Here is a 25,401-nt window from a genome sequence, read left to right as displayed (position 1 = left end):
CTAATCGCAGCACCAGTTTGTTTTTTAGGGGGTTACTCGCCGTGCCGGCGCTGATTGAAGAAGGGCGTGCCAAGGTCAACCTGACGCTCAGGGTTGTCGGACGGCGCGTCGACGGGTTTCACGACCTGGAGAGCGTCGTCGCGTTTGCCGATTGCGCCGATCGTCTGACGCTGGAGCCGGGGCCCGAATTGTCGCTCTCGATGTCGGGGCCGCTGGCCGATGCCTGTGGCGATACCTCGGACAATCTGGTGCTCAAGGCGGCGCGGCTGCTCGGCGAGCGCGTCGTCGACCTCGAGGTCGGCCACTTCACCCTGGAGAAGGTGCTGCCGGTCGCGGCCGGCATCGGCGGCGGCTCGGCGGATGCCGCGGCCGCGCTGCGACTCCTGGCGCGGCTCAACGAGCTCGCGCTCGACGACAGCAGGATCATGGAGGTCGCGCTGGCGACCGGCGCCGACGTGCCGGTGTGCGTCGCCTCGCGCGCCTGCGACATGACCGGCGTCGGCGAAGGCCTGCTGCCGCTCGATCTGCCGAAGATGCCCGCCGTGCTGGTCAATCCGCGCGTGCCGGTTGCGACCAGGGATGTCTTCAATGCGCTCGGCCTGCGCCATGGCGAACTCCTGATCGGCGCCACCGATGTCATGATGCAGGCGCCGTCCTGGCCGGAGGCCGGCCGCGCTGTCGACGACTGGATCGCGGCACTGTCGCGCGGCACCAACGATCTCGAAGCCCCCGCGGCGCGCATCGAGCCTGTCATCAGCGACGTCTTGTCCGCGCTGCGCGCGACCGCGGGCGTCCGCCTGGTGCGCATGTCGGGCTCCGGCGCGACCTGCTTTGCCGTGTTCGCCACCGACGCCGACGCCGAGGCCGCCGGCGAGAAGCTCCGCGCCGCGCATCCCGGCTGGTGGGTGCATGCGGGCTCGCTGAGCTAGCGCGTGGCGCGCGTTCCCAACTTCAACTGTCATCGCCCGGCTCGCGGGTGATGACACCGTTGGCTATTCGGCACGATTCCGAGCGATGTTGCCGCGCCATCCCACCCCAACGCCGGGCAGCCTTGCACCCCCGGTTGCTTGGCAAGCCAAACCCCGTTTGCCATAACAGATTGAAACAACACGTTGCGCGTGCGGGGCCGTTCGGAGACCGCCGGCAGCCAAAGAGCCGGGAGGATGCCATGGCCAATATCCGAGTTCTCGCCACCGATCTGGAATTTCCCGAGGGTCCGGTCGTGATGCCCGACGGCTCGGTCGTGCTGGTCGAAATCCGCGGCCAGCGGCTGACGCGGGTTTATCCCGACGGGCGCAAGGAGATCGTCGCCAAGGTGCCGGGCGGCCCGAACGGCGCGGCGCTCGGTCCCGACGGCAAGATCTACATCTGCAACAATGGCGGCTTCTCCTGGATCCCGACCAGGAACATGATCATGCCGGGACCGCAGCCGGAGGATTATCTCGGCGGCTCGATCCAGCGGGTCGATTTGCAATCCGGCAAGGTCGAGACCGTGGTGACGAAGTGCGGCGAGCATGAGCTGCGCGGGCCGAACGACCTGGTGTTCGACAGACAGGGCGGCCTGTGGTTCTCCGATCTCGGCAAGCGCCGCGCCCGCGACATGGATGTCGGCGCGTTCTATTACCTGAAGCCCGGCATGAACGAGATCGTCGAGGCCGTGCACGGCATCCTGCCGGCCAACGGCATCGGCCTGTCGCCGGACGAGAAGACCGTCTACATCGCGGAGACGCCGACGGCGCGGCTGTGGGCCTATGAGGTGTCCGAGCCCGGCACCATCAAGCCGCGCGACGTGATCTATCGCGGCGAGCGGGGAAAGCCGATCGCCGGCCTCGGCGGCTACCAGATGTTCGACTCGCTTGCGGTCGAAGCCAGCGGCAACGTTTGCGTCGCGACCTTGGTCTCAGGCTGCATCTCGGTGATCGCGCCCGACGGCACGGTGGTCGAGCAGGTGCCGACCGGCGACCGCGTCACCACCAACATCGCCTTCGGCGGCCCCGACCTGAAGACCGCCTACATCACGCTGTCGGGCAAGGGCGAGCTGATCGCGATGGACTGGCCGCGGCCCGGATTGCCGCTGAACTTTCTGAACAAGTGACGATTGCGCGAACGCGCAATCGTCACTTGTCATTCCGGGATGGTGCGAAGCACCAGACCCGGAATCTCGAGATTCCCCGATGCGCAATTGCGCATCTGCGGTTCGATGCTTGCGCATCGCCCCGGAATGACAACAACGGAGAGATCTTGAATGCCCTGGCTTGAACCGGTCACCCTTCGCGGCGCGCATGCACGGCTCGAACCGCTGTCGCATGATCACGCCGGCGGCCTGGTCGAGGCCGCGAAGGACGGTGATCTCTCGAAGATCTGGTACACTGCCATTCCGCAGCCGGAGAACATGGCCAAGGAGATCGACCGCAGGCTCGGCTTGCAGAAGGCCGGATCGATGCTGCCCTTCACGGTGTTCGACGCCGAGGGCCGGGTCGCCGGCATGACCACCTACATGAATGTCGACGCGCCGAACCGTCGCGTCGAGATCGGTTCGACCTGGTACGCCAAGCGTGTGCAGCGCAGCGCGCTCAATACGCAGTGCAAACTGCTGCTGCTGACGCACGCCTTCGAGACGCTGGATTGCATCGCGGTCGAGTTCCGCACGCACTTCTTCAATCACCAGAGCCGGCGCGCCATCGAGCGCCTGGGTGCAAAGCAGGATGGCATCCTGCGCAGCCATCAGATCGCGCCCAACGGCACGTTGCGCGACACCGTGGTTTACAGCATCATCGCCAGCGAATGGCCGACGGTGAAGGCGCATCTCAACTACCAACTCAATGAAAAGCCGCGCTGACATCTTGGTCGGCGCCAGAAACGAGACGATGGAAACGTTCGATTATGTGATCATCGGCGCCGGCTCCGCCGGGAGCGTGCTGACCAATCGGTTGAGTGAGGATGCGGGCACGAGGGTGTGCGTGCTCGAGGCGGGGCCGAGCGACTGGCATCCCTACATCCATCTGCCCGCCGGCTTCATCAAGACCTTCCACATGAAGAGCGTGAACTGGGCCTACCAGCAGGAGGTGGGTCCCTACACCGGCGGGCGCAGCATCTACGCACCGCGCGGCAAGACGCTCGGCGGCTCGTCCTCGATCAACGGCCACATCTACAACCGCGGCCAGCGCCAGGATTTCGACACCTGGGCGCAACTCGGCAATCGCGGCTGGGGCTATCCCGACGTGCTGCCGTATTTCCGGCGGATGGAGCGAAGGATCGGCGAGGGCGACGACACCTATCGTGGTCGCAATGGCAATCTCACCGTCACCACGATGGACTGGCAGGATCCGCTCTGCGAGGCTTTCATGGCGGGCGCGGTCTCGCTCGGCATTCCGCGCAACCCCGACTACAACGGCCAGATCCAGGAGGGCGTGTCGTACTGCCAGCGCACCATCCTGAACGGCCGCCGCGTCAGTGCCGCGACCGCGTTCCTACATCCGGCGCGGAAGCGGCCGAATGTCGATGTGCGCACGCATGCCCATGTCACCGGCATCATCTTCGAGGGCAAGCGCGCGGTCGGCGTGCGCTATAACCGCGGCGGCAAGCACGGCGATCCCTTGGAGATCCGCGCCACCAGGGAGGTCATCCTCTCGGGCGGCGCCTACAACTCGCCGCAGCTGTTGCAGCTCTCCGGCGTCGGCTCGCCCGATCTGTTGCGGTCGCACGGCATCGAGGTGCGCCACGCGCTGCCGGGTGTCGGCGAAGGCCTGCAGGATCACTACGCGCCGCGCTCGGTGGCGCGGGTCAAGAACATCCGGACCATCAACGAAATGCGCCGCGGCCTCAGCCTGTGGGGCGAGGCGATCAAATGGGCGACGACGCGGCGCGGTCTGCTGTCGCTGTCGCCGACGATGGTCTACTGCTTCTGGCATTCCGGCGAGACCACCGAGAGCTCCGACTTGCAGCTCACCTTCACGCCGGCGAGCTACAAGGAAGGCGTGCAGGGCCAGCTCGAGGACGAGCCCGGCATGACGGTGGCCTCATGGCAGCAGCGGCCGGAGAGCCGCGGCTATGTCCGCATCCGCTCCGCCGATCCGTTCGCGCCGCCGATCATCCAGACCAACTACCTCGCCGAGGAGATCGACCGCCGCGTCGTGGTCGCCGGCATGAAGCTGGCGCGCCGGCTGCTCGCCTCCGAGCCGCTCGCACCGTATTACGCCTATGAGGATTTTCCGGGCCCGAAGGTGCAAAGCGACGACGAGCTGCTCGCGGCCGCGACCCAGCGCGGCACCACCACCTTCCATCCCGGCTGCACCTGCCGGATGGGACCGGCCGATGCACCGTGGGCCGTGGTCGACGACCAGCTTCGGGTCCACGGTATGGAGGGCCTGCGCGTGATCGACGCCTCGATCATGCCGCGGATGATCTCCGCCAATCTCAATGCCTCGACCCTGATGATCGCCGACAAGGCCTCCGACATGATCCGCGGCAAGACGCCCGAGGCGGCCGCGAAACTGCCGGAGTATGCGTGAGGGAAGAGGTGCGCGCGTCGCTCGGTTTCGGTCAGCGCGCTTATCCATCACCGTCATGCTGAGGAGGCCGCGAAGCGGCCGTCTCGAAGCACGACGGCCCGACTGGGGCCGTGCATCCTTCGAGACGCGCTGCGCGGGCACCTCAGGATGACGGGATCGCCACTCCTCAGCCGTAGACGAACGCCTTGTCCTTGAGGTCGATCGCCGGAAATTCGTCCTTCTCGGCCCAGTAGTCCTGATTGTGTTGCCACTCCGGCTTGTCGCCGCGTTTCGGCAGCAGATGCATGCCGCGCATCATGTAGCTGGGGTTGAAGTTCTCCGGATCGATCCACGGCAGCAGCGGCATGTTGTGGTCTTCGGGGCGCAACTGCGGCGTCACCTTCTTCGCGCCGGTTGCCTTCATGTGGCTGAGCAGGCGGCAGACGAAATCGGCGACCAGGTCGACGCGCAGCGTCCAGCTGGCGCGGAAATAGCCGAATACCCAGACCAGGTTGGGCACGCCGGTGAACATCATGCCGCGATAGGTCACGGTGTCCTTGAAGTCGAGCGGCTTGCCGTCGATCTCGAAGTCGATGCCGCCATTGGCGGAGAGATGGAAGCCGGTCGCGGTGATGATGATGTCGGCCGCGAGCTCCTTGCCGGATTTGAGCAGGATGCCGGTCTCGGTGAAGCGCTCGATCTCGTCGGTGACCACAGAGGCCTTGCCGCCCTTGATGGCCTGGAACAGGTCGGCGTCCGGAACGAAGGCGATGCGCTGCCGCCACGGCCGGTAGCTCGGCGTGAAGTGCGTGGCGATGTCGTAGTCCTTGCCGAGAACGGCCTCTACCGCGGCCAGCAGATCCTTCTTGGCGCCCTCGGGGTCGGCAAAGGTCCGCTTGGTGAACGCATCCTGCTCGAACAGGATCTTGCGGCGCGTGATCTCGTGGATCCAGTGCTCGTCGACCTGCAGCTTGCGCAATTCCTCGGCGATCTCGATCGCGTTGCGCCCGGTGCGGAAATAGGTCGGCGACCGCTGCAGCATGGTGACATGCCCGGCGTCATTGGCCATTGCCGGAATCAATGTCGCAGCGGTGGCGCCGGAGCCGATCACGATCACCCGCTTGCCCTTGTAGTCGAGATCGTCGGGCCAGGTCTGCGGATGCACCACCGTGCCCTTGAACTTCGCCATGTCGGTCCATTCCGGCGTATAGCCCGCGTCGTGGCGGTAGTAGCCCTGGCACATCCAGAAGAAGTTGGTGGTGAAGCGCAGCCGCTCGCCGGTGTCGATCCGCGTCGCATCGATGGTCCAGAGATTGGTCTCGTTCGACCATCTCGCCGCGGTGATGGTGTGGCGATAGCGGATGTGGCGGGCGAGGTCGTTCTCGTCGATCACCTCGCCCATGTATTTCAGGATCTCCTCGGCGCTGGCGATCGGCGCGCTGGTCCACGGCTTGAAGCGATAGCCGAAGGTGTGCAGGTCGCTGTCGGAGCGGATGCCGGGATAGCGGTGGGTCGACCAGGTGCCGCCGAAGGTCTTCTGCGTCTCCAGCACCACGAAGCTGGTGCCCGGACATTGTGTGGTGAGATGGTAGGCGGCACCGACGCCGGAGATGCCGGCGCCTGCGATCAAGACGTCGAAATGCTCAGTGGTGACGGGCTCGGCGGCACGGATCTGGGTCTGGACGTTCATCTTCCCTGGTCTTCTTGTTGGTTGAGGCTGAGAAGCAAAACGCCGGAGCCATCGCCCCGGCGCTTGTCGATATCGAATTTTAGACTTCGCGGCGGCTGAGGAACGCCAGCCGCTCGAACAGGTGCACGTCCTGCTCGTTCTTGAGCAGCGCGCCGTGCAGCGGCGGGATCAGCTTGCGCGGGTCGCGCTCCCTGAGCATCTCGGGCGTGATGTCCTCGTTAAGCAGCAGCTTGAGCCAGTCGAGCAACTCGGAGGTCGAGGGCTTCTTCTTCAGGCCCGGCACCTCGCGGACCTCGAAGAAGATTCGCAGCGCCTCTTCCACCAGGCGCTTCTTGATGCCGGGGAAGTGCACGTCGACGATCTTGCCCATGGTGTCGGCGTCGGGAAACTTGATGTAGTGGAAGAAGCAGCGGCGCAGGAAGGCGTCCGGCAGCTCCTTCTCGTTGTTCGACGTGATCATCACGATCGGGCGCAGCTTCGCCTTGATGGTCTCGCCGGTCTCGTAGACGTGGAACTCCATGCGGTCGAGTTCGAGCAGGAGGTCGTTGGGGAATTCGATGTCGGCCTTGTCGATCTCGTCGATCAGCAGCACCGGGCGCTTCTCGTGGGTGAAGGCCTCCCACAGCTTGCCGCGCTTGATGTAGTTCTTGATGTCGGACACGCGCGCATCGCCGAGCTGGCTGTCGCGCAGCCGCGACACCGCGTCGTATTCGTAGAGACCCTGCTGCGCCTTGGTGGTCGACTTGATGTGCCAGGTCAGAAGCGGCGCGTCGATCGCCTTGGCGACTTCCTCGGCCAGCACGGTCTTGCCGGTGCCGGGCTCGCCCTTCACCAGCAGCGGGCGCTCCAGCACGATGGCGGCATTGACGGCGACCTTGAGGTCATCGGTGGCGACGTAGTCCTTGGTACCCGTGAATTTCATCTATCTGTTTGCCTTGCTTGATTCGTCGGCGGCCCGCGCCCCCACACGAAACGACCGCTCTCGCAGCGGTCGCATGTCCTGCCCAATGTCTTGTCCGGCACAATTCTAGTTGAAAAAGCCGGGCGGTCTAGCGTGGATTCCGCAGCGCAGCGGTGTCGGATGCGGGCTTTCGCATGGAATGTCAGGCGTCATCTTTCCGCGCAGCGGAATGATCGCCGACGCGGTGCGACCTCGCGGTGACGGTGCTGGCGCCGCCATAGGGCGCGCTGGCAGGGCAACCGGGTGAAAGTGGATGGCTGATCTCGGGATCAAGCACGGCTGGGGGCCCTTGACGCCACCGGCCCCGCGGGCGATCTAGGTGGGTATGTTCCTGCAGTTCTTCACATCGCTGCGCGACGCCCAGGTCCCCGTGACGCTACGGGAATATCTGACCTTGATGGAAGCGCTTGACGCCGATCTCGCCGAACAGACCGTCGAGAACTTCTACTATTTGTCGCGCGCCGCCCTGGTGAAGGACGAGCGCAATCTCGACAAGTTCGATCGCGTGTTCGGCACCGTGTTCAAGGGGCTCGAGAGCCTGCTCGACGCCATGGGCAAGGCGGAGATCCCCGAGGAGTGGCTGAAGAAGCTCGCCGAGAAATATCTCACCGAGGAAGAGAAGAAGCAGATCGAGGCCATGGGCTGGGACAAGCTCATGGAGACCTTGAAGAAGCGCCTCGAGGAACAGAAGGGCCGCCACCAGGGCGGCAGCAAATGGATCGGCACCGCCGGCACCTCTCCCTTTGGTGCTCATGGCTACAATCCCGAAGGCGTCCGGATCGGCCAGGAGAAGAACCGCAACAACCGCGCCGTGAAGGTGTGGGACAAGCGCGAGTTCAAGGATCTCGACGGCAATGTCGAGCTCGGCATCCGCAACATCAAGGTCGCGCTGCGGCGGCTGCGCAAGTTCGCCCGCACCGGCGCGCCCGACGAGCTCGATCTCGACACCACGATCAAGGAGACCGCCAACCACGGCTATCTCGACGTGCACATGCGCCCCGAGCGGCGCAATGCGGTCAAGGTGCTGGTGTTCTTCGATATCGGCGGCTCGATGGATTCGCATATCGAGCAGGTCGAGGAGCTGTTCTCGGCCGCCAAGAGCGAATTCAAGCACATGGAGTATTTCTACTTCCACAACTGCCTCTATGAGGGCGTCTGGAAGCAGAACAAGCGGCGCTTCACCGATCGCACGCCGACCTGGGACGTGCTGCACAAGTACCCGCACGACTACAAGGTGGTGTTCGTCGGCGACGCCTCGATGTCGCCTTACGAGATCATGGTGCCCGGCGGCTCGGTCGAGCACGTCAATGAAGAGGCCGGCTCGGTCTGGCTCGATCGCGTCATCCGCACCTATCCGCATGCGGTGTGGCTCAATCCAGTGGCGCAGAAGCACTGGGACTATTCGGAATCGACCACCATCATCCGTCGCCTGTTCTCCGAGCGCATGTATCCGATCACGATCGAGGGTCTGGAGAACGCGATGCGGGAGCTGGTGCGCTAGACTGCGCCCGTCATTCCGGGGCGATGCGAAGCATCGAACCTCAGATGCGCAATTGCGCATCGGGGAATCTCGAGGTTCCGGATCAGCCGCTTCGCGTCTGTCAGGAATGACGGTGGCGAAACACAAAGACAAACGGAGAGCCCCATGCCCCAGACCATCCACCGCGGCATCAAGGTGATGATCGACGAGGCCAATGCCGAGATCGAGACCATCAGCGCGACTGACGCGATCACGATGATCGGCAAGAATGACGTCGTCATCGTCGACATCCGCGATCCCCGCGAGATCGAGCGCGATGGCAAGATCCCCGGCGCGTTCTCCTGCACCCGCGGCATGCTGGAGTTCTGGATCGATCCGAACAGCCCCTACGCCAAGCCGATCTTCCAGGAAGACAAGAAATTTATCTTCCACTGCGCCGGCGGCATGCGCTCAGCGCTCGCTGCAAAGACCGCGCAGGACATGGGCCTCAAGCCGGTTGCCCATATGGGTGGCGGCTTCGCGGCCTGGCGCGAGGCCGGCGGGCCGATCGAGGCCTGGGAGGCGAAGAAGAAGGGCTGACAATCGTACCTCTGTCGTCATTCCGGGGCGCGACGCAGTCGCGAACCCGGAATCTCGCAAGACAACCTCTGGATTCCGGGTTCTCGCTGCGCGAGCCCCGGAATGACGAAGGAAATAGGGAATGACCACAACCGACGATCCGCTCGTTTCGACCGAATGGCTGGCCGCACATCTCGGCGATGCCAATGTCAAGGTGCTCGACGCGACCTTCAAGCTGCCCGGCGTGCTGCCGCTGCCGAAGGATGATTATCTTGCCGCGCATCTGCCCGGAGCGGTGTTCTTCGATGTCGACGCGGTGTCGGATCATGCCAATCCGCTGCCGCATATGTTTCCGAGCGCCGAGCAGTTCGGCCGCGACGTCGGCGGGCTCGGCATCGGCAATGCCGATACCGTCGTGATCTATGATGCCGGCGGCTGGGTTGCCGCGCCGCGGGCCTGGTGGATGTTCCTGTCCTTTGGACATCGCAATGTGAGGATCCTCAACGGCGGTCTGAAGAAATGGCGCGCCGAGGGCAGGGCGGTCGAAAGCGGTGAAGTGAGGCCGAAGCCCGCAACGTTCAAGGCGAGCTACGATCCGAAGCGCGTGCGCAGCATCGAGCAGATGATCGCCAATGTCGAAAGTCGCGCCGAGCAGGTGATCGATGCGCGCGCCGCCGATCGCTTCGAGGGCCGCGCGCCGGAGCCGCGGCCGGGCATCCGTGCCGGCCACATCCCGGGCGCCCGCAACGTGCCCTACAACCAACTGTTCGATGCCGCGACCGGCGAGATGAAGCCGCTCGACGCGCTGCGCGAGTCGTTCAGTAGCGCCGGCGTCAAGCTCGATGCGCCTGTTGTGACAAGCTGCGGCTCGGGCGTCTCGGCCGGCGTGCTGACGCTGGCGCTGTACCGGCTCGGCGTCACCGACAGCGCGCTCTATGACGGCTCGTGGTCGGAATGGGGCCAGGCCGGCGGCCCGCCAATCGCGACCGGGCCGGCCTGATAAATATCCTTTAGCGCCGCGTGACCGGCACCGGGATCGGGTTGCCGAACGGGTCGAGCTGTTGCTGCTGTACGACCGGCCGAACCGGGCGCGCGCGGACAATCCGCCGTCGCTCCTTGCGGTGTGCCGGCTTGCTGGCCGCACTCCGCTGCGGCTTCTTCGCCTTGCTGGCCTTTGGCACAGTCGGTGCTTCGACGACGACTTCAGGTCCGCCCAGCGTCGCGATCCTTGTCGCGGCCGCGATCGCTTCCTGTGACGGCGGCGGGGCGGCCTCCGCCGCAACCATCGCTGGTGCCGGTGTGGCAGGCGCGGGTTCGCTGGTTGTGGTGGGATCAGCGACCGCAGCGACCTTGGTATCCGCGGACGCTTGTGTCGCTTCGGCGGCAGCGGGTGTCGGCTCCGATGCCGGCGCGGGATCCGGGGTCGGAGGTTGCACTGCCGCGTCGGCGGATTGAGCTGGCGCGGAGGTCTCCGCAGTTTGGGTTTGGGCTTCCGGCTTCGGCGGGGCTGATGGCACCGGATCATCGGCCTTCACGGCGGCGACCTGCTCCGCTTGGGCCGGAGCAGCAGCCTCGGCGGGAGTTGCCGGCTCGGCCGCGGCGGGCTCGGTCGCGGTCGAAGGTGGCGGAGTATTGGTCACCGCCTTGTCCGCAGCGGGCGGATCGACCCGTACCATCGCGAGCACCGGCAGTGCCTCGGATGGCTGCGCGAATTGCGGCTCCGCCGGCGCGCGGCGGGCCGGAATGCTGGCAAATTCCTCATGCGCCGCGCGGAACAGCGCGGCCGCCCCGAGCCCAAACACCAGAAGCGAGATCGCCAGCACGGTCGCAGCGAACAGGAAACGAAGGCCGGGGAGCATGGGCGCGGGTTCCCCCTTCTACGGGAGGGTGCAGATTCAAGGGAACGCGGTGACCACACGAGAAAGCCGGCATCGCGAGCGCGAATCAGGCCGATTCGAGAATATCGCAACGCCCTGAGACTGTTTGTTACAAAATGCGGGCGATTGATGACTTTGGCCACGTAGACAGAGTTTGCCGGGCCATGAGACATCTTTGCCGCAGCGCTGGCTGACATCACAAATGCCCGAAATCACCCGGGTTTCGCGGATTTGTCTTGAATGCGCCGCTATCTTCCTGCATTGGGCCGTTAACGGTCCGGTGTGGCTTGGGGACTATAACAGAGCAATGATGATCAACCGCATTCTGACGATTTGCGCTGCCGCGGCTCTCGGCTCGGCAGGAACCTCGCTCGCGCATGCGCAGCAGGCTTATCCGGCGCCGGGGCAGGTCTATTCGGCCGCGCCGCAGCCCTATCCGCAGGGCAGCATGCCGGATTTCGATGCGATCGACGATGACGACGCGCCACGCAATTCGGCCGCGCTGCCGCCGCCCGGCCCGGTGATGTCGCCGGACGACCCGCGTTATGGCCGGCCGATGAATGCGCCGCCGGTCTACTCTGAACGTGCCCCGACCGGCCCGGTGATGTCGCCGGACGATCCGCGCTACGGCCGCCCCATGAATTCCCAGCCGGTCTATTCCGACCGCGGCGCGCCGACGGGCCCGGTGATGTCGCCGGATGATCCGCGCTATGGCCGGCCGATGGGGCCGCCGCCGGTGATTTATGGTGATCGTCCGGGCACGCAGCAAGCCAGTCGCGACAATGGCGTTCCCGCGGCCGGCGTTTCCTATGGCGACGACCGCGGCGGCATGCGTCCGCCCGAGGGCGTGACTGGAGCCGTGCCGCAGCAGCAGGCGCCGGTCGACGCCAGTGGCAAGCCGGTGCAGATCGCAGCGCTGCCGCCGGACGAGCAGCCCGAAGCCGGTCCGGCGCAACTGGCGCCGAACCTGCGCCGCCAGGAAGTGGCGTTCGCGACCAAGGAGCCGGCCGGCACCATCGTCGTCGACACGCCGAACACCTACCTCTATTACATTCTCGGCAATGGCCGGGCGATCCGTTACGGCGTCCGCGTCGGCCGCGACGGCTTCACCTGGACCGGCGTGCAGAAGATCACCCGCAAGGCCGAGTGGCCGGATTGGCATCCCCCGACGGAAATGATCGAGCGCCAGCCCTATCTGCCGCGCTTCATGGCCGGCGGTCCCGGCAACCCGCTCGGTGCCCGCGCGATGTATCTCGGCTCGACCGTGTATCGCATCCACGGCACCAACCAGCCGTCGACCATCGGCAAGTTCGTCTCGTCCGGCTGCATCGGCATGCTGAACGAGGACGTCTCGGATCTGTTCGATCGCGCCAAGGTCGGCACCCGCGTGGTCGTGCTGCCCGGCGGTGCCGCTCCGGGAACCACGACGGCTTCCGCGGCGCCGCCGCCGAACCCAATGGCGCCGGCTCAGGCCGCGCCGCTGCCCGGCGCGCAGCCGACCTCGGTGCAGCCGCTGCCCGCGCCGGTCACGGTGCGCTAGGTCAAGGGCAATTCATCATGAAAAAGGCGCGCCAACGGCGCGCTTTTTTGTTGCCGGTGTTGCACGACAAATTCGGATCGAATCGGTTCGGCCACGGATTCGGTTCACCTCTCGCAGTGGGGAGAGGTCGATTTGCGCAGCAAATCGGGTGAGGGGCCGCGGCGCCAACGAGAGACCTCCGTAATCCCTCACCCGGCGCTGCGCGCCGACCTCTCCCAAGGGAGAGGTGAAACTCCGCCAACTCGACCTAATCTCATCACCTCTCAGACCAACCGCCGCGGCGGCTCGTCGCCCTTGGTGAAGGCGTCGATGCACGCGACCATCTGCTGATAGTGCGTTTGCAGGCCCTCGCGGGTCGCGTAGCCGAGATGCGGAGTGATCACGACATTGTCGAGCTTGCGCAGCGGGTGATCCGACGGCAGCGGCTCGACCGCAAACACGTCGATGCCGGCGCCCGCGATCTTTTTCTCGCGCAGCGCCGCGAGCAGGGCGTCTTCGTCCACGATCGGCCCGCGCGCGGTGTTGACGAGATACGCCGACGGCTTCATGCGGGCGAGATCGGCGGCGCCGACCAGCCCGCGCGAGCGCGGGCTCAGCACGACATGGATGGTGATGATGTCCGATGTCGCAAACAGTTCGTCCTTGCTGGCGTAGCCGACGCCGGCTTCCTTGCACTTTTCCGGAGTCAGATTGGGGCTCCAGGCGATCACGTTCATGCCGAACACCTTGGCCATGCCGGCGACCTTGCTGCCGAGCTTGCCGAGGCCGATGATGCCGAGCGTCTTGCCCTCGATCTCGGTGCCGGCAAAGCTCTGCCAGGCTTCGCCGGCATGCATGCGCGCATTCTCGCGGCCGATGCCGCGGGTCAGTTCCAGGATCAGGCCCATGGTCAGCGGCGCGGTCGGATCGCGGCTATATTGGGTGCCGCACAGCACCACCTTGTGGTCCTTGGCGGCCTCCATGTCGATCGCGGCATTGCGCATGCCCGACGTGATCAGGAGCTTCAGTTGGGGCAGCGCATCGAACAGGCTGCGCGGGAACGCCGTACGCTCGCGCATCGCGCAGATGATCTCGAAATCCTTCAACTTCGCGGCGGCGTCTGGCTCGCTCGTGAACGGCTTGTCGAACACGGTGACCTCGACGCGATCTTCGATCGCCGGCCAATCGGCGAGCGAAAGCGCGATGTCGAAATAGTCGTCGAGGATTGCACAGCGGAGCCGCGTCATCGGAAAGGTCCATTCAGGGTGAGGACGACGGCGGGAGATCAACCGTCAGGATACCCGTTATGGTCGCGCGCATTCGGCAGGCGCGCAAGCGGCCGCGCTTTCACATCGGGGCGATTGTCACGCCGGCCGGGATGGCTGCTGTGCCTTCGCGGTGCGGATATCGGCGAGCATCGATCGGACCGCCGGCGACAGCGCCATCTGCTTGGCGCGGCAGGCCGGACCCGGGCCGCGCATATAGTGCAGTTCCGGACGGTAGGGATTGAAAGCCCTGGCAACGAAGGCCCGCCAGAAGGCGCGGAATTCGGCAAATAGCGTTGCCTCGCCTTTGATCGCCGGGCGCGAAAGGGGAGCTGAAATGATGCTAGCCATGACGTGGCCTCAACTGTTCTGGTCGCGGATTTGCCGCGAAAATCGCCGTTTTCGGCGTTGCGAACGAGTTTTGGCCTGATTTATTAAAAGATGGTTTCAATTGTCGTGATTCCGCGCACGGATGGCGGCCAACCCGTAATGACCCGTGGTGAATGGCCGCAACGTGGTGAACGGATGGAAAACGCCGGCGCTGCGGTTGCGCTTTCGGAGACCGGCCGTTACATCGGCGGCAGCAAAATTTCCTCTAAATCGGATCAATTCCAGGGACAGCGGATGGCTCGCCAGTTCATCTATTTCATGCAGGGTCTGACCAAGGCGTACCCGACCCGCAAGGTGCTCGATAACATCCATCTGAGCTTCTACCCGGACGCCAAGATCGGCGTGCTCGGCGTCAACGGCTCGGGCAAGTCGACCCTGCTCAAGATCATGGCCGGCCTCGACAAGGAGTATAGCGGCGAGGCCTGGGTCGCCGAGGGTGCCCGCGTCGGCTACCTCGAGCAGGAACCGCACCTCGATCCGAACCTCTCGGTCCGCGAAAACGTCATGCAAGGCGTCGCCAAGCAGAAGGCGATCCTCGACCGCTACAACGAACTCGCGGTCAACTATTCCGATGAAACCGCCGATGAGATGACCAAGCTGCAGGACGAGATCGAGGCCCAGGGCCTGTGGGATCTCGACAGCAAGGTCGACCAGGCAATGGACGCGTTGCGCTGCCCGCCCGACGACGCCGATGTCACAAAACTGTCGGGCGGTGAACGCCGCCGCGTCGCGCTGTGCCGCCTGCTCCTCGACCAGCCGGAACTGCTGCTGCTGGACGAACCGACCAACCATCTCGACGCCGAGTCGGTGTCGTGGCTGGAAGGCCATCTGCGCAACTATCCGGGCGCGATCCTGATCGTGACCCACGACCGCTACTTCCTCGACAACGTCACCGGCTGGATCCTCGAGCTCGACCGCGGCCGCGGCATTCCCTATGAGGGCAACTACTCGTCCTGGCTGGTGCAGAAGCAGAAGCGGCTCGAGCAGGAGGGCCGCGAGGAGGCCGCGCACCAGAAGACGCTGGCGCGCGAGCAGGAATGGGTGGCGTCCTCGCCGAAGGCGCGCCAGGCCAAGTCGAAGGCGCGCTACCAGCGCTATGAGGAACTGCTCAAGCAGGCGAGCGAGAAGCAGACCCAGACCGCGCAGATCATCATCCCAGTCGCCGAGCGGCTCGGCGCCAACGTCGTCGACTTCGAGGGGCTGAGCAAGGGCTTTGGCGATCGGCTTTTGATCGACGACCTCAGCTTCAAGCTGCCGCCCGGCGGCATCGTCGGCGTGATCGGCGCCAACGGCGCCGGCAAGACCACGCTGTTCAAGATGATCACGGGGCAGGAGGCCCCTGACAAGGGCACCATCACGATCGGCGAGACCGTGCATCTCGGCTACGTCGACCAGTCGCGCGACGCGCTCGACGGCAAGAAGACGGTGTGGGAGGAGATCTCCGGCGGCAACGAGCTGATCCTGCTCGGCAAGAAAGAAGTCAATTCGCGCGGCTATTGCTCGTCGTTCAACTTCAAGGGCGCCGACCAGCAGAAGAAGGTCGGTGCGCTGTCGGGCGGTGAGCGCAACCGCGTGCATCTCGCCAAGATGCTGAAGTCCGGCGCCAACGTACTGCTGCTCGACGAACCGACCAACGACCTCGACGTCGACACACTGCGCGCGCTGGAAGAGGCGCTGGAGGATTTCGCCGGCTGCGCCGTCATCATCAGCCACGATCGCTGGTTCCTCGACCGCATCGCGACCCACATCCTGGCCTTCGAGGGCGACAGCCATGTCGAATGGTTCGAGGGCAACTTCCAGGACTACGAAAAGGACAAGATGCGCCGGCTCGGCCAGGACAGCATCATTCCGCACCGCGTGAAGTACAAGAAGCTGACGCGGTGATTTGATTGCGCGCCCGGACGCGGCCCATCGCGCCGCGTTCGAACGTCTCCTCATTTGCAAGATCGTGACGGGATCGCGGCGCAATCTGCGGCCAGTTGTCGCTTTTCAAGAGCGTGGGAATGCGTAGATAGGGTGCTCCGCAATTTCAATCCTGCGAGCACTCCAACATGTCCGCTATTTCCGAGGCGCGCGTCCCCGCGAAGGGCCGGTCGCTGCGTCCCGTTCCCATGCTGATCTTCGGGTCGCGCTGGCTGCAATTGCCGCTTTATGTCGGCCTGATCATTGCCCAGGGCGTCTATGTCGTGCTGTTCCTGAAGGAGCTGTGGCACCTGTTCGCCCATGCCTTCGATTTCAGCGAGCAGCAGATCATGCTGGCGGTGCTCGGCCTGATCGACGTCGTCATGATCTCGAACCTCTTGGTGATGGTGATCGTCGGCGGCTACGAGACCTTCGTGTCGCGGCTCAATCTGCAGGGACATCCGGACGAGCCGGAATGGCTCAGCCATGTCAACGCCAGCGTGCTGAAGATCAAGCTGGCGATGGCGATCATCGGCATCTCCTCGATCCATCTGCTGCGCACCTTCATCGAGGCCGGCGCGTTGTCATCCGGAAAAAGCACTTACACCGAGACCGGCGTGATGTGGCAGACCATCATCCACTGCGTCTTCATCCTGTCTGCGATCGGCATCGCCCTCGTCGACAAGCTGTCGAACGATTCGATCGAGGGCGCCAAGCAGCAGGCGGGGCACTAGAGAAGGCGCAGCGTCAGCGCGCCGCGCGCGAGCCGAACAATGCCGGGGCGGATCTGCCGAGCCATTCGGGGATCTGCGCCGCGCCGCGCGGAAATCCGCGGGCCATGGCAAGGATGAATGCGGTCTGCCAGACGCCAAACAGAAGAAGCCAGACCAGCAGGGTCGGCAATCTGACGATCGCGCCGTAAATGGCACCGGCCGCGATGACTGCGATCCAGGTCACCACGACGCTGTCGATCCGCCGGAATCCGGGATTGGTCAGGAGCACGCCGAGAATGGTGATGGCGCCGCCGACGCCGCCACCAATGGCGCCGATCAGATAACCCATCATCGGGTTGTTGCCGAGTGTCTCGGTGACCTGGGCCGGGTTCGCGGCATTGCCGTCGATCGGGACCGTCTTCGCATATTGGCCGAGCGCCTGCAGCGTAACGGCGCTGGCATCGTAGGCCGCAATCCACGCCGCCGTCGTGATCGCGACCACCAGCGCTAGCTGAAACTTGTCCTTGGCGCCAAACATCACATTGCAGGTCGCAACCGCCACGCCGAATATAGCGCCGGGCACGATCGATATGCCGCCGGCATCGGAGACGACGAACGAATATTGCAGAAGGTTGAACGCAAAGGTCATCACCAGGCTGCACAGGATGGCCGACGCGAGCGCCAACGCGATGAACGGCAAACTGGATCGGCCACGCGACTGCGCGCGTTCGGCCGCCAGCATCCGATCCACTGCGGCGCGCGTTTCGGCCGCCGCGCTGCCCTGCGGCTCGAGGATCGTGACCGCCTTGAGATAGGTCGGAACCTGGTCGAGCGGGGTCGGCGCCATCATCACCGGCAGCACGCGATTGCTCGGGTTCGGCCATTTGGTTTTGGCAAACGCAAGCTCGCTCAAAGTGTAGCGTCCCCTGGTCACCGATTCCGGTGAGATCAGGAACACCATAAAATCGCTGCTTTCGATGGCTTTTTCGACCCGCGCATCGAAGCTGTCGCCCGGCGGAAGATCGTCGTGCGAAAAGAAAACCTCATGGTCGCAATTGCGCAGGGACTGGGCGATGCTGTCAGCCTGCGATTCCAGTTCGGAGGGAAATGACAAAAATATGCGCATGGCAAAACTTACCACCCAGAATTGAATTCTGACAATCGCCGAATCCGCTTCGCAAGGCGTGTTTCCGCAGGATGAGACCGATCATGAAAAGGCCCGCCACCATTGTCGCACTGGCGCTGCTGTTGTGTGTGCCGTTGCTGCGGCCCGCCTACGCCGCCGACGCCGCGTTCACGGAGTTCATTGCCTCGCTATGGCCGGAGGCGAAAGCGGCCGGCGTGTCGCGTGACACCTTCGATCGGGAAACGCACTCCCTCGAGCCCGACTACAAATTGCCTGATCTGATCCTGCCCGGACGTCCCAAGACCGGCGCGCCGGCGCAGGCCGAGTTCGTGCAGGTGCCGGCCGATTACATCAAGGAAGCCTCGATCGCGCGGCTTGCCGCGGAGGGGCAGCGGCTGCTGCAGAAGTATCGTTCCTCGCTCGATGCGATCGAGAAGCGGTTCGGCGTTCCCGCAACCATCGTGCTGGCGATCTGGGGCCGCGAGACCGATTACGGCCGCTATTCGCTGCCCTACGACACGCTGCGCGTGGTGGCGACGCAGGCCTATGTCGGCCGCCGCAGGGATCAGTACCGCACCGAATTCATCCTCGCGCTGAAGATCCTCGGCGAGGGCGTGGTGACGCGCAAGGAGATGCGCTCGTCCTGGGCGGGGGCGACCGGCTACACCCAGTTCCTGCCGTCGGAATATTACAAGCACGGCGTCGACCTCGATGGCGACGGCAAGGTCGACATCTGGCACTCGGTGCCGGATGCGCTCGCTTCCGCCGCGCAGCAATTGGTCAACAAGGGCTGGCAGCCTGGCGTGCGCTGGGCCTATGAGGTCGCGGCACCCGCCAATGTCGATTGCACGATCGGTGTGCCCGAGGTGACAAAGCCGATCAGCCAGTGGCTGCGGGCGGGCTTCGTGCCGGTGCGCGGGCAGAAGCTCAGCGCCAACGAGCAGGCGCAATCGGCTTCGCTGCTACAGCCGGAGGGCATTTACGGTCCGGCCTTCCTGACCACGCCGAACTACTTCGTGATCAAGGAATATAATTTCTCCGACCTCTACGTGCTGTTCGTCGGCCATCTCGCCGACCGCATGACCAGCCCGCAGCCGTTCGCGACGCCGTGGTCGGCGTCGAAGCAACTCCGCTCCGCCGATGTCGAGGCGATGCAGCAGCAGCTGACGAAGCTCGGGCTCTACAAGGACAAGCTCGACGGCAAGGCCGGGATGCAGACCCGCGCGGCGCTCGGCGCCTATCAGAAGCAGGCCGGGCTGAAGGTCGATTGCTGGCCGAGCGAAGCAGTGCTGCGTGCGATGCACGGGCAGCGCTAACCCAAGTAGGCCCGCACAGTGACGCAAACAAAAACCCGGCCGCAAGGCCGGGTTTTCGAGTGTGATGCTGAACCCGTCGGTCGATCAGTCGCAAACCTGGATGCGACGGAAGCGCCAGCCGTAGCCGTCCCAGAAGCGCTCACGAACCCAGCGGCACGGAGCTTCTTCGACATAGGTCGGGGCCGGTGCAACATAGACCGGAGCCGGGCGAGCGCCGGCGATCGCGCCGCCGCCGAGCAGGGCGCCGCCGATCAGGCCGCCGGCAACGCCGGCCGCGACGGCGCCGCCGTCACCAGCCTTGGCAGCCGGAGCAACGGCCAGCGAACCGGCAATCGTGGTAACGGCGACAAGGGCAGCTAAAGTCTTCTTCATGTCTTTGGCTCTCCTGGAAAGGTGGTGGCGCCGTGGCTCGACGCCGGGTTTAGGTGACTCGCACGCTGATCTCGAACTGCTGTCTTGCTAAACAGCGCAGAACAGTCAACCGAAAGTAAACGTCCGGAGGCTCATCGCGCAGAAAAGCGGTTTTTTCTGGCCATCTACAGCTGACGTCCCGGAGAACAGTCGGTTTTCCCGGACGTTTGGTTCGATTTAATCGAGATGAACGGCGATCAATTGCAAACGCGGACGCTGCGGACGCGCCATGTGTAGCCGTCCCAGAAGCGCTGGCGCTGCCAGAAGCAGTCGGGGCCGTAGCCGGGTTCGGCGACATAGGCCGGGCCGGGCGCGTAGTAGCCATAGCCGGGACCGTAATAATAGCGGTTCTGCGAAGCGATCGCGCCGCCGACGATGGCGCCACCGATCAATCCCGCAGCGACGCCAGCGGCGACACCGCGTTGGGCCTGGGCGGGGGCGGGCACCGCCACAGCGGAAAGCGCCAGCGCGGCGACGGCGCAAAGCGCCAGCAATGTCTTCTTCATGACCTCACCTTTCTCACGGGAGCAGCGACAGTGTGCGTGGGCGATCTGTCTCGCCTGAAGGGTTCCATATTCCGCTTGAATGATCAATGAACGACGCTGCCGTATTGGCGTCCAAATGCTTGCAGCTTTTGCAATATCTTGCAACGCACAGCTGATTGTGGCGATCGGGTTGAGGGGGGTCAGCGCGGCAGGACCCCGGCGGGCTTGGTAGTCCCGAAAGCGCTAGCCTGTCGATTTAGATTCATTCCAGAATGAATCCCGCATCAGTTTGGAATTGCTACAAGAACCGCTTTTTCCTTTTGCATCCCGCCGGGGCCGACAATATCCATATCGGCAAGCATCACCCGTTGGACCCCGCCTCTTCTGATGATTGTCTGTTCCTGTAACGTCCTCAGCGACCAAGATGTCCGCAATGCCGTCAACGGCGGCGGGGCCGTGACCCGAAATGCCAAGCAGGTGTATGGCTGCCTCGGCTGCAGTGCCGAATGCGGCCGCTGCGCGCGCACCATCAAGGCGATCATCGACGAGGCGCTCGGTCCCTGCGCCAAGGCCTGCTGCTCCGGCTGCCCCCACAGCGACCATCCGCACGCCGCCAACGAAGATGCCGAGCCCGCCACCGAGTTCGCGCTCGCGGCCTGCTGACGACGCCAAATCCCCCCGAATCCGGTTATCCACGCGCTGCTTCCGCGAAGGGTTGCCCTTGCCGGTAATCTGATTTAGAAGCGTTCTAAATTCAGGCCGGCCACGGTGGCCGCGACAGGTGGAGTGGATCATGCAAGGCGACCCGAAGGTCATCGATTATCTGAACAAGGGGCTGCGCAGTGAACTGACCGCCATCAATCAGTACTGGCTGCATTACCGGATGCTCAACAATTGGGGCCTCCTGGAGATGGCCAAGGTCTGGCGCAAGGAATCCATCGAGGAGATGGAGCACGCCGACAAATTCGTCGATCGCATCCTGTTCCTCGACGGCTTCCCGAACCTGCAGGTGCTCGATCCCCTCAAGATCGGCCAGGACGTCAAGGAGATCATCGAGGCTGACCTGGCCGCCGAGATCGGCGCCCGTGCGCTGTACCAGGAGGCGGCGACCTACTGCCACGGCGTCAAGGACTATGTCAGCCGCGACCTGTTCGAAGAGCTGATGAAGGACGAGGAACACCACATCGACTTCCTCGAGACCCAGCTCGACCTGATCAAGCGCATCGGCCTCGAGCTCTACACCCAGAAGCACGTCGGGCATCTGCAAGGCGAGGATCACTGAGCCGCGGCTTCGCGCGCGGAGAGGCTTGCCAAAAATACGAGAGGCCGTCCTTGCGGGCGGCCTCTTTGTTTTCCCGATCCAATGGCGCGCTCGGTCAGTAGCACCGCGTGATGTTGATGGTGCGGTCGCCGCCGCGTCCGGGCACCGTCACGCTCTCGGTGGGGCAGCTCGACACATAGGGACGATCCGACGGCACCACGGCGGGCGGATAGCGATGCGCCCAGTCCCAGGGCACGTCCTGGGTGTAGGTGTAATGGACGTCGTTCGAGGCCGGCGCCGGCACTTCGGTGGCGAGCGGCGCGGCAGCCAATGCATCATCGTAATATCCGCCCGTTCCGGGCAACACGATGCCGGGCACCCGCAGGTGGTGGCGGAAGGCGGGGTGATGCGCGGAGAATGTGCCGCGCGGCGCCGCTCCGGATGCCGTTCCGGATCTCGCATAGGTCTCGGTGGAGCACGCAAGCAGCAGCGCTGCAACGCCAAGGGACGCCATCAGCGCCCCACTCATTTTACAGGCCATTGTTGGAAGGGGCATGGCACGCACCAACTCGCGGTTACGGAGCACTGTGCGGACGCTAGGCCGGCCCGCGCTGCGCCCGCAAACTCATCCTTAACACTTGGTTAAAAAGTAAGGTTAACAGGGAGTAATTGTTTCAAATTGACGCGATCGCGCCCGCAGGTCCGCGCGCGCCGCTCAGACCGCGTCGGCGGGGACGAAGCAGCTGATGACGATGTTGCCGCGGTGATGCACGTACCACACCACGGCCTCGCCGACCGGATTGCCGCGATCGCGGATGATCGCGCGTTCCGGCACCATCATCCATTCGCCCTCGATCGGCACCCAATAGGCGCCGCCCCGAACGTCATAGCTCGTCCGATGGCCGTCGGCGATGTCGCAGCACGGCACGCCGTTCGGCGCCATCACGCTCTTGAACCAGGCGCGGATATCGGGCGGCACGTTCTCGTACTGGCCGTTGTCGAACGCCAGGGCTGCGCCCGCCAACGTGACGAGCGACGCAAGCACTGCGACATGCGCGAGCCTTCGCATTGCCTTCCTCCGGCGAAAACTTCTGCGTGATCCGCGCAACGTCCCTCGCGCGAATCCGGTGTTGGCGCGATTAGGCACGAACCGCGCGCGGGATGCATGCTCAAAGAATCGGCGAAGCGGCGGCGTGCGTCATGATGCAGTGCGGGATCGCGATGCTCAGGACGGCGGCCGGCGAAGATGTGTCCGGCTAAGGTCTGATGGGATCAGTCGCGCACTTATAAATTTGTCGCGTCCGCTCTTGTCCCCGAAGCTGACGTTGAAGCCGACGTCACTGCATGTCGGCCTCGGGCCATGAGCCGACATATTTCGCAATTCGTGTGCTACGCGATACGATGCGGCAGTTTACCGGCATCGGTACGACCATGCCGTCGGGACACGCGAGATTCTATCATTGCGAGGGAGCTTGTGCATGTCAGCGGATTCGACAAACGCGCGTCAGGTGCAAGGGTATTGCAGTCTTTGTATCGCCCGCTGCGGAACAGTCGCGACGTTGACAGATGGCAAGTTCACACGTCTCGATCCCGATCCGACACACCCCACCGGCGCGGCGATCTGCGCAAAGGGCCGAGCGGCGCCTGAACTGGTCTACCATAAGGACAGGCTGACAAGACCACTGCGTCGGACCCGGCCGAAAGGTGATTCCGATCCGGGTTGGGAGGAAATCACATGGGATGCGGCGCTCGACCAAATCGCCGCCGCGATGCGTCGCATCGCCGAGGAGCACGGACCAGAAGCGGTAGTCTTTAGCCAATCCTCCGCCTCAACAACTGCTATCGCCGATTCGGCTGTTTATGTCCGGAGACTGATGAACGCATTTGGTACGCCAAATTTAGTATCTGGGCTCGACCTATGCGGTTGGGGACGCGGGTTCGCCACACGCTATGTGTTCGGCGTTGGCACCGTTGCGACGAACCTTGGCGGCGCAATGCCCGACATCGCCGAATCCGGCTGCCTTATCCTGTGGGGCTATAACCCGTCATTTTCACGCATCACGCACGCGACAGCGACCGTTGCGGCCCTGAAGCGCGGAATGAAGCTGATCGTGATCGATCCGCGCAACGTTGGGCTGGCCAACAAAGCCGACGTCTGGTTGCGCGTGCGCCCAGGAACTGACGGAGCGCTCGCATTGGGTCTGGCCAACATTATGATCGAGCGAGGTTGGTACGATGATGAATTCGTGCGCGCATGGAGCAACGGACCTCTTTTGGTGCGGTCGGATACCAACAGATTGCTTACGGCAAACGAACTGGCTTCCGGGGGTGGCTCAGACCAGTTTGTGGCCTGGGATTCATTGGCCAATCGCACCGTAAGCTATGATCCGTCGGCCGGTTGCTACGAGGCGACCGCCGGGCATCTTGCCCTGCGAGGCGAATTCACTGTCGCAACCATCCATGGCGTCGTCAGCTGCCGGCCGGTCTTTGATCGCTACGCAGAGCTATGCAGGAAATATTCGCCCGAAGCGATTGAGCGTACCTGCTGGATTGCACCGGGGCAATTGGAAGAAGCCGCACGCACGATCTGGCAGGCCCGGCCGGTCTCTTACTACGCCTGGAGCGGGCACGAACATCACGCCAACAGCACGGAGACGGCGCGGGCGATTGCGATGCTCTATGCGTTGACCGGCAGTTTCGATGTGGCTGGTGGTAACGTCCTGCTGCCAGCCGTGCCTGCCGCTTCTATGACCGGGGAAGACCTGCCTGCGGCAAAGCGCCTGGCTCCCGCAATCGGCTTTGTCGAACGCCCGCTGGGACCGCCGCGCTGGAACAATGTCTCCGCTCGAGACTTTTGCAGCGCTGTCCTGGAGGGTACTCCCTATCCTGTGCGCGGACTGGTTGGGTTCGGCAACAATCTACTGCTCGCTTATGGCGATCCCGCTCGTGGACGGGCCGCCCTGGCAGCGCTCGAATTTTATGCCCATGCCGATCTGTTCATGACGCCGACGGCTGCGCTCGCCGACATTGTACTGCCCGTCGCATCCTGCTTCGAACGCGAGGCTCTCAAAATCGGATTCGATATCAACGCCGACGCGCAATCGCACGTTCAACTTCGGCAAGCGATTGTTGATCCGCCCGGTCAGGCGCGTTCCGACACGGATATTATCTTTGACCTTGCCACGCGCCTTGGCCTTGGCGAGCATTTCTGGGACGGCAAAGTCGAAGCCAGTTACCGACAGCAGCTCGGCCCAAGCGGCATCACACTGGAGCAACTTCGCGCGGAGCCGGCCGGGTTGCGGAAACCGCTGACCACGCGATACCGCAAGCACGCCGAACGCAATGTCAAGGGAAACCCACAAGGATTTCCGACGCCTTCGCGAAAAATTGAATTCTGGTCCGAGACGTTTCTCGATCGCGGCTACTCGGCCATGCCGGACTTCGTCGAGCCACCGGTCGGCCCTGCCACTCGCCCTGATCTGACGGCATCCTTCCCCTTGATCCTGACCTGCGCCAAACCCAGTCTGTTTTGTCAGACTCAACATCGTGCCCTGCCGAGCCTGCGCAAGCGTGCATTGCACCCCGAGATCGAACTGAATCCCACGACCGCTGCGGCTCGCGGGATCAAGAACGGAGACTGGGTTGACTTGCGGACCCCCGCAGGCGGAATGCGCGCCAAGGCGCGCTTCAGCGAAGAACTCGATCCGCGTGTCGTCGTCGGCGAGCACGGCTGGTGGCAGGGTTGCGATGAGCTCGGGATCTCAGCGACCGATCCGTTCGATGCAACCGGCACCAATTTCAATCTGACAGTCGACGCTGCGGTCCGCGACCCGGTCAGCGGCACGCCAGCCCATCGATCCAATCTTTGCGAGGTTCAGCTGGTGCGGGAATTTCGTTGAGGCGAGTTTCGGAACGGCGATTCCAACTTAGGCAGAAGACCAGCGCCTCCGGTCGAAG

The 25,401-nt window shown here is 64.1% G+C and carries 24 protein-coding genes; 14 read left to right on the top strand and 10 right to left on the bottom strand.

Annotated features, from left to right (window positions below; translation table 11 throughout):
- The first annotated feature begins 41 nt into the window (after positions 1-41).
- From ACVIW0_RS28950 to ACVIW0_RS28935, 4 genes are all read left to right on the top strand, one after another.
- Positions 42-929, top strand: a complete 888-nt coding sequence (locus ACVIW0_RS28950) for a 4-(cytidine 5'-diphospho)-2-C-methyl-D-erythritol kinase (RefSeq protein ID WP_461355454.1) — start codon at positions 42-44, stop codon at positions 927-929.
- Positions 930-1,168: 239 nt separating this feature from the next.
- Positions 1,169-2,095, top strand: coding sequence for an SMP-30/gluconolactonase/LRE family protein (locus tag ACVIW0_RS28945; RefSeq protein WP_461355453.1), 927 nt, complete (start codon positions 1,169-1,171; stop codon positions 2,093-2,095).
- A gap of 150 nt (positions 2,096-2,245) precedes the next feature.
- Complete coding sequence (locus ACVIW0_RS28940) at positions 2,246-2,839, top strand: GNAT family N-acetyltransferase (RefSeq protein ID WP_461355452.1); 594 nt, start codon at positions 2,246-2,248, stop codon at positions 2,837-2,839.
- A 28-nt stretch (positions 2,840-2,867) separates the two neighbouring features.
- Entirely contained in the window at positions 2,868-4,511 is a 1,644-nt protein-coding gene (locus ACVIW0_RS28935; protein WP_461355451.1) for a GMC family oxidoreductase, read from the top strand.
- A 166-nt stretch (positions 4,512-4,677) separates the two neighbouring features.
- On the opposite strand, the gene ACVIW0_RS28930 is transcribed toward ACVIW0_RS28935, so the two are convergent.
- Positions 4,678-6,180: a flavin-containing monooxygenase gene (locus tag ACVIW0_RS28930; RefSeq protein WP_461355450.1), complete on the bottom strand. Its 1,503-nt coding sequence runs from the start codon at positions 6,178-6,180 to the stop codon at positions 4,678-4,680.
- 79 nt (positions 6,181-6,259) lie between these two features.
- Positions 6,260-7,102: an AAA family ATPase gene (locus ACVIW0_RS28925; protein WP_456749614.1), complete on the bottom strand. Its 843-nt coding sequence runs from the start codon at positions 7,100-7,102 to the stop codon at positions 6,260-6,262.
- A 364-nt stretch (positions 7,103-7,466) separates the two neighbouring features.
- Between ACVIW0_RS28925 and ACVIW0_RS28920 the strand changes: the two genes are divergently transcribed.
- The 3 genes from ACVIW0_RS28920 to sseA all read left to right on the top strand — a co-directional run bounded on the left by ACVIW0_RS28920 (position 7,467) and on the right by sseA (position 10,179).
- Positions 7,467-8,642 (top strand): vWA domain-containing protein, encoded by a 1,176-nt coding sequence (locus ACVIW0_RS28920; protein ID WP_461357453.1) that lies wholly within the window; start codon positions 7,467-7,469, stop codon positions 8,640-8,642.
- 144 nt (positions 8,643-8,786) lie between these two features.
- Positions 8,787-9,200 carry a rhodanese-like domain-containing protein gene (locus ACVIW0_RS28915; RefSeq protein ID WP_461355449.1) on the top strand — a complete coding sequence of 138 codons (414 nt, stop codon included), beginning with the start codon at positions 8,787-8,789 and terminating at the stop codon, positions 9,198-9,200.
- A gap of 121 nt (positions 9,201-9,321) precedes the next feature.
- Positions 9,322-10,179, top strand: coding sequence for a 3-mercaptopyruvate sulfurtransferase (gene sseA / locus ACVIW0_RS28910; RefSeq protein ID WP_461355448.1), 858 nt, complete (start codon positions 9,322-9,324; stop codon positions 10,177-10,179).
- Between the two features lie 10 nt (positions 10,180-10,189).
- On the opposite strand, the gene ACVIW0_RS28905 is transcribed toward sseA, so the two are convergent.
- The gene (locus tag ACVIW0_RS28905; protein WP_461355447.1) at positions 10,190-11,038 is read right to left on the bottom strand and encodes a hypothetical protein; all 849 of its coding nucleotides are present in this window, start codon (positions 11,036-11,038) and stop codon (positions 10,190-10,192) included.
- Between the two features lie 325 nt (positions 11,039-11,363).
- Here ACVIW0_RS28905 and ACVIW0_RS28900 point away from each other — a divergent pair, with 325 nt between their 5' ends.
- The gene (locus tag ACVIW0_RS28900) at positions 11,364-12,596 is read left to right on the top strand and encodes a L,D-transpeptidase (RefSeq protein ID WP_461355446.1); all 1,233 of its coding nucleotides are present in this window, start codon (positions 11,364-11,366) and stop codon (positions 12,594-12,596) included.
- Positions 12,597-12,859: 263 nt separating this feature from the next.
- Here the strand turns inward: ACVIW0_RS28900 and ACVIW0_RS28895 are convergent, their stop codons facing one another.
- Both ACVIW0_RS28895 and ACVIW0_RS28890 read right to left on the bottom strand, forming a co-directional pair.
- Complete coding sequence (locus ACVIW0_RS28895; protein ID WP_461355445.1) at positions 12,860-13,822, bottom strand: D-2-hydroxyacid dehydrogenase family protein; 963 nt, start codon at positions 13,820-13,822, stop codon at positions 12,860-12,862.
- A gap of 117 nt (positions 13,823-13,939) precedes the next feature.
- Positions 13,940-14,191 carry a hypothetical protein gene (locus tag ACVIW0_RS28890; protein ID WP_461355444.1) on the bottom strand — a complete coding sequence of 84 codons (252 nt, stop codon included), beginning with the start codon at positions 14,189-14,191 and terminating at the stop codon, positions 13,940-13,942.
- Positions 14,192-14,464: 273 nt separating this feature from the next.
- Between ACVIW0_RS28890 and ettA the strand changes: the two genes are divergently transcribed.
- Together ettA and ACVIW0_RS28880 are read left to right on the top strand one after the other, a co-directional pair.
- The gene (gene ettA / locus ACVIW0_RS28885; RefSeq protein ID WP_461355443.1) at positions 14,465-16,114 is read left to right on the top strand and encodes an energy-dependent translational throttle protein EttA; all 1,650 of its coding nucleotides are present in this window, start codon (positions 14,465-14,467) and stop codon (positions 16,112-16,114) included.
- 167 nt (positions 16,115-16,281) lie between these two features.
- On the top strand, positions 16,282-16,866 hold the full coding sequence (locus tag ACVIW0_RS28880) for a TIGR00645 family protein (protein WP_461355442.1): 585 nt from the start codon (positions 16,282-16,284) through the stop codon (positions 16,864-16,866).
- Positions 16,867-16,879: 13 nt separating this feature from the next.
- Here the strand turns inward: ACVIW0_RS28880 and ACVIW0_RS28875 are convergent, their stop codons facing one another.
- A complete protein-coding gene (locus ACVIW0_RS28875) occupies positions 16,880-17,971 on the bottom strand; it encodes a toll/interleukin-1 receptor domain-containing protein (protein ID WP_461355441.1) in 1,092 nt (363 codons plus the stop codon).
- Positions 17,972-18,054: 83 nt separating this feature from the next.
- On the opposite strand from ACVIW0_RS28875, the gene ACVIW0_RS28870 reads away from it, so the two are divergent.
- Positions 18,055-19,287: a lytic murein transglycosylase gene (locus tag ACVIW0_RS28870; protein ID WP_461355440.1), complete on the top strand. Its 1,233-nt coding sequence runs from the start codon at positions 18,055-18,057 to the stop codon at positions 19,285-19,287.
- An 84-nt stretch (positions 19,288-19,371) separates the two neighbouring features.
- Here the strand turns inward: ACVIW0_RS28870 and ACVIW0_RS28865 are convergent, their stop codons facing one another.
- The gene (locus tag ACVIW0_RS28865; RefSeq protein ID WP_461355439.1) at positions 19,372-19,659 is read right to left on the bottom strand and encodes a hypothetical protein; all 288 of its coding nucleotides are present in this window, start codon (positions 19,657-19,659) and stop codon (positions 19,372-19,374) included.
- A gap of 236 nt (positions 19,660-19,895) precedes the next feature.
- A complete protein-coding gene (locus ACVIW0_RS28860) occupies positions 19,896-20,204 on the bottom strand; it encodes a hypothetical protein (protein ID WP_461355438.1) in 309 nt (102 codons plus the stop codon).
- 366 nt (positions 20,205-20,570) lie between these two features.
- On the opposite strand from ACVIW0_RS28860, the gene ACVIW0_RS28855 reads away from it, so the two are divergent.
- On the top strand, positions 20,571-20,846 hold the full coding sequence (locus tag ACVIW0_RS28855) for a (2Fe-2S)-binding protein (RefSeq protein WP_461355437.1): 276 nt from the start codon (positions 20,571-20,573) through the stop codon (positions 20,844-20,846).
- 130 nt (positions 20,847-20,976) lie between these two features.
- On the top strand, positions 20,977-21,465 hold the full coding sequence (gene bfr / locus ACVIW0_RS28850) for a bacterioferritin (RefSeq protein ID WP_461355436.1): 489 nt from the start codon (positions 20,977-20,979) through the stop codon (positions 21,463-21,465).
- Between the two features lie 94 nt (positions 21,466-21,559).
- Here the strand turns inward: bfr and ACVIW0_RS28845 are convergent, their stop codons facing one another.
- Together ACVIW0_RS28845 and ACVIW0_RS28840 are read right to left on the bottom strand one after the other, a co-directional pair.
- Entirely contained in the window at positions 21,560-21,985 is a 426-nt protein-coding gene (locus ACVIW0_RS28845) for a hypothetical protein (RefSeq protein WP_461357452.1), read from the bottom strand.
- 174 nt (positions 21,986-22,159) lie between these two features.
- Entirely contained in the window at positions 22,160-22,513 is a 354-nt protein-coding gene (locus ACVIW0_RS28840) for a hypothetical protein (protein WP_461355435.1), read from the bottom strand.
- A 409-nt stretch (positions 22,514-22,922) separates the two neighbouring features.
- On the opposite strand from ACVIW0_RS28840, the gene ACVIW0_RS28835 reads away from it, so the two are divergent.
- A complete protein-coding gene (locus ACVIW0_RS28835) occupies positions 22,923-25,343 on the top strand; it encodes a molybdopterin-containing oxidoreductase family protein (RefSeq protein ID WP_461355434.1) in 2,421 nt (806 codons plus the stop codon).
- Positions 25,344-25,401 lie beyond the last annotated feature (58 nt).

The sequence above is a fragment of the Bradyrhizobium sp. USDA 4454 genome (assembly GCF_054822705.1).
The sequence above is the reverse complement of the archived record's forward strand: the minus strand, read 5'-3'. Positions and strand labels throughout refer to the sequence as shown.

Bases quoted from the DNA above. Each gene is read 5' to 3' on its own strand.
- ACVIW0_RS28920 (WP_461357453.1), top strand. From the start codon at position 7,467: ATGTTCCTGCAGTTCTTCACATCGCTGCGCGACGCCCAGGTCCCCGTG.
- ettA (WP_461355443.1), top strand. From the start codon at position 14,465: ATGGCTCGCCAGTTCATCTATTTCATGCAGGGTCTGACCAAGGCGTAC.
- ACVIW0_RS28835 (WP_461355434.1), top strand. From the start codon at position 22,923: ATGTCAGCGGATTCGACAAACGCGCGTCAGGTGCAAGGGTATTGCAGT.
- ACVIW0_RS28870 (WP_461355440.1), top strand. From the start codon at position 18,055: ATGAAAAGGCCCGCCACCATTGTCGCACTGGCGCTGCTGTTGTGTGTG.
- ACVIW0_RS28935 (WP_461355451.1), top strand. From the start codon at position 2,868: ATGGAAACGTTCGATTATGTGATCATCGGCGCCGGCTCCGCCGGGAGC.
- ACVIW0_RS28915 (WP_461355449.1), top strand. From the start codon at position 8,787: ATGCCCCAGACCATCCACCGCGGCATCAAGGTGATGATCGACGAGGCC.
- sseA (WP_461355448.1), top strand. From the start codon at position 9,322: ATGACCACAACCGACGATCCGCTCGTTTCGACCGAATGGCTGGCCGCA.
- ACVIW0_RS28930 (WP_461355450.1), bottom strand. From the start codon at position 6,180: ATGAACGTCCAGACCCAGATCCGTGCCGCCGAGCCCGTCACCACTGAG.
- ACVIW0_RS28895 (WP_461355445.1), bottom strand. From the start codon at position 13,822: ATGACGCGGCTCCGCTGTGCAATCCTCGACGACTATTTCGACATCGCG.
- ACVIW0_RS28925 (WP_456749614.1), bottom strand. From the start codon at position 7,102: ATGAAATTCACGGGTACCAAGGACTACGTCGCCACCGATGACCTCAAG.
- ACVIW0_RS28845 (WP_461357452.1), bottom strand. From the start codon at position 21,985: ATGGCCTGTAAAATGAGTGGGGCGCTGATGGCGTCCCTTGGCGTTGCA.
- ACVIW0_RS28905 (WP_461355447.1), bottom strand. From the start codon at position 11,038: ATGCTCCCCGGCCTTCGTTTCCTGTTCGCTGCGACCGTGCTGGCGATC.
- bfr (WP_461355436.1), top strand. From the start codon at position 20,977: ATGCAAGGCGACCCGAAGGTCATCGATTATCTGAACAAGGGGCTGCGC.
- ACVIW0_RS28900 (WP_461355446.1), top strand. From the start codon at position 11,364: ATGATGATCAACCGCATTCTGACGATTTGCGCTGCCGCGGCTCTCGGC.
- ACVIW0_RS28860 (WP_461355438.1), bottom strand. From the start codon at position 20,204: ATGAAGAAGACATTGCTGGCGCTTTGCGCCGTCGCCGCGCTGGCGCTT.
- ACVIW0_RS28865 (WP_461355439.1), bottom strand. From the start codon at position 19,659: ATGAAGAAGACTTTAGCTGCCCTTGTCGCCGTTACCACGATTGCCGGT.
- ACVIW0_RS28840 (WP_461355435.1), bottom strand. From the start codon at position 22,513: ATGCGAAGGCTCGCGCATGTCGCAGTGCTTGCGTCGCTCGTCACGTTG.
- ACVIW0_RS28880 (WP_461355442.1), top strand. From the start codon at position 16,282: ATGTCCGCTATTTCCGAGGCGCGCGTCCCCGCGAAGGGCCGGTCGCTG.
- ACVIW0_RS28855 (WP_461355437.1), top strand. From the start codon at position 20,571: ATGATTGTCTGTTCCTGTAACGTCCTCAGCGACCAAGATGTCCGCAAT.
- ACVIW0_RS28875 (WP_461355441.1), bottom strand. From the start codon at position 17,971: ATGCGCATATTTTTGTCATTTCCCTCCGAACTGGAATCGCAGGCTGAC.
- ACVIW0_RS28940 (WP_461355452.1), top strand. From the start codon at position 2,246: ATGCCCTGGCTTGAACCGGTCACCCTTCGCGGCGCGCATGCACGGCTC.
- ACVIW0_RS28945 (WP_461355453.1), top strand. From the start codon at position 1,169: ATGGCCAATATCCGAGTTCTCGCCACCGATCTGGAATTTCCCGAGGGT.
- ACVIW0_RS28890 (WP_461355444.1), bottom strand. From the start codon at position 14,191: ATGGCTAGCATCATTTCAGCTCCCCTTTCGCGCCCGGCGATCAAAGGC.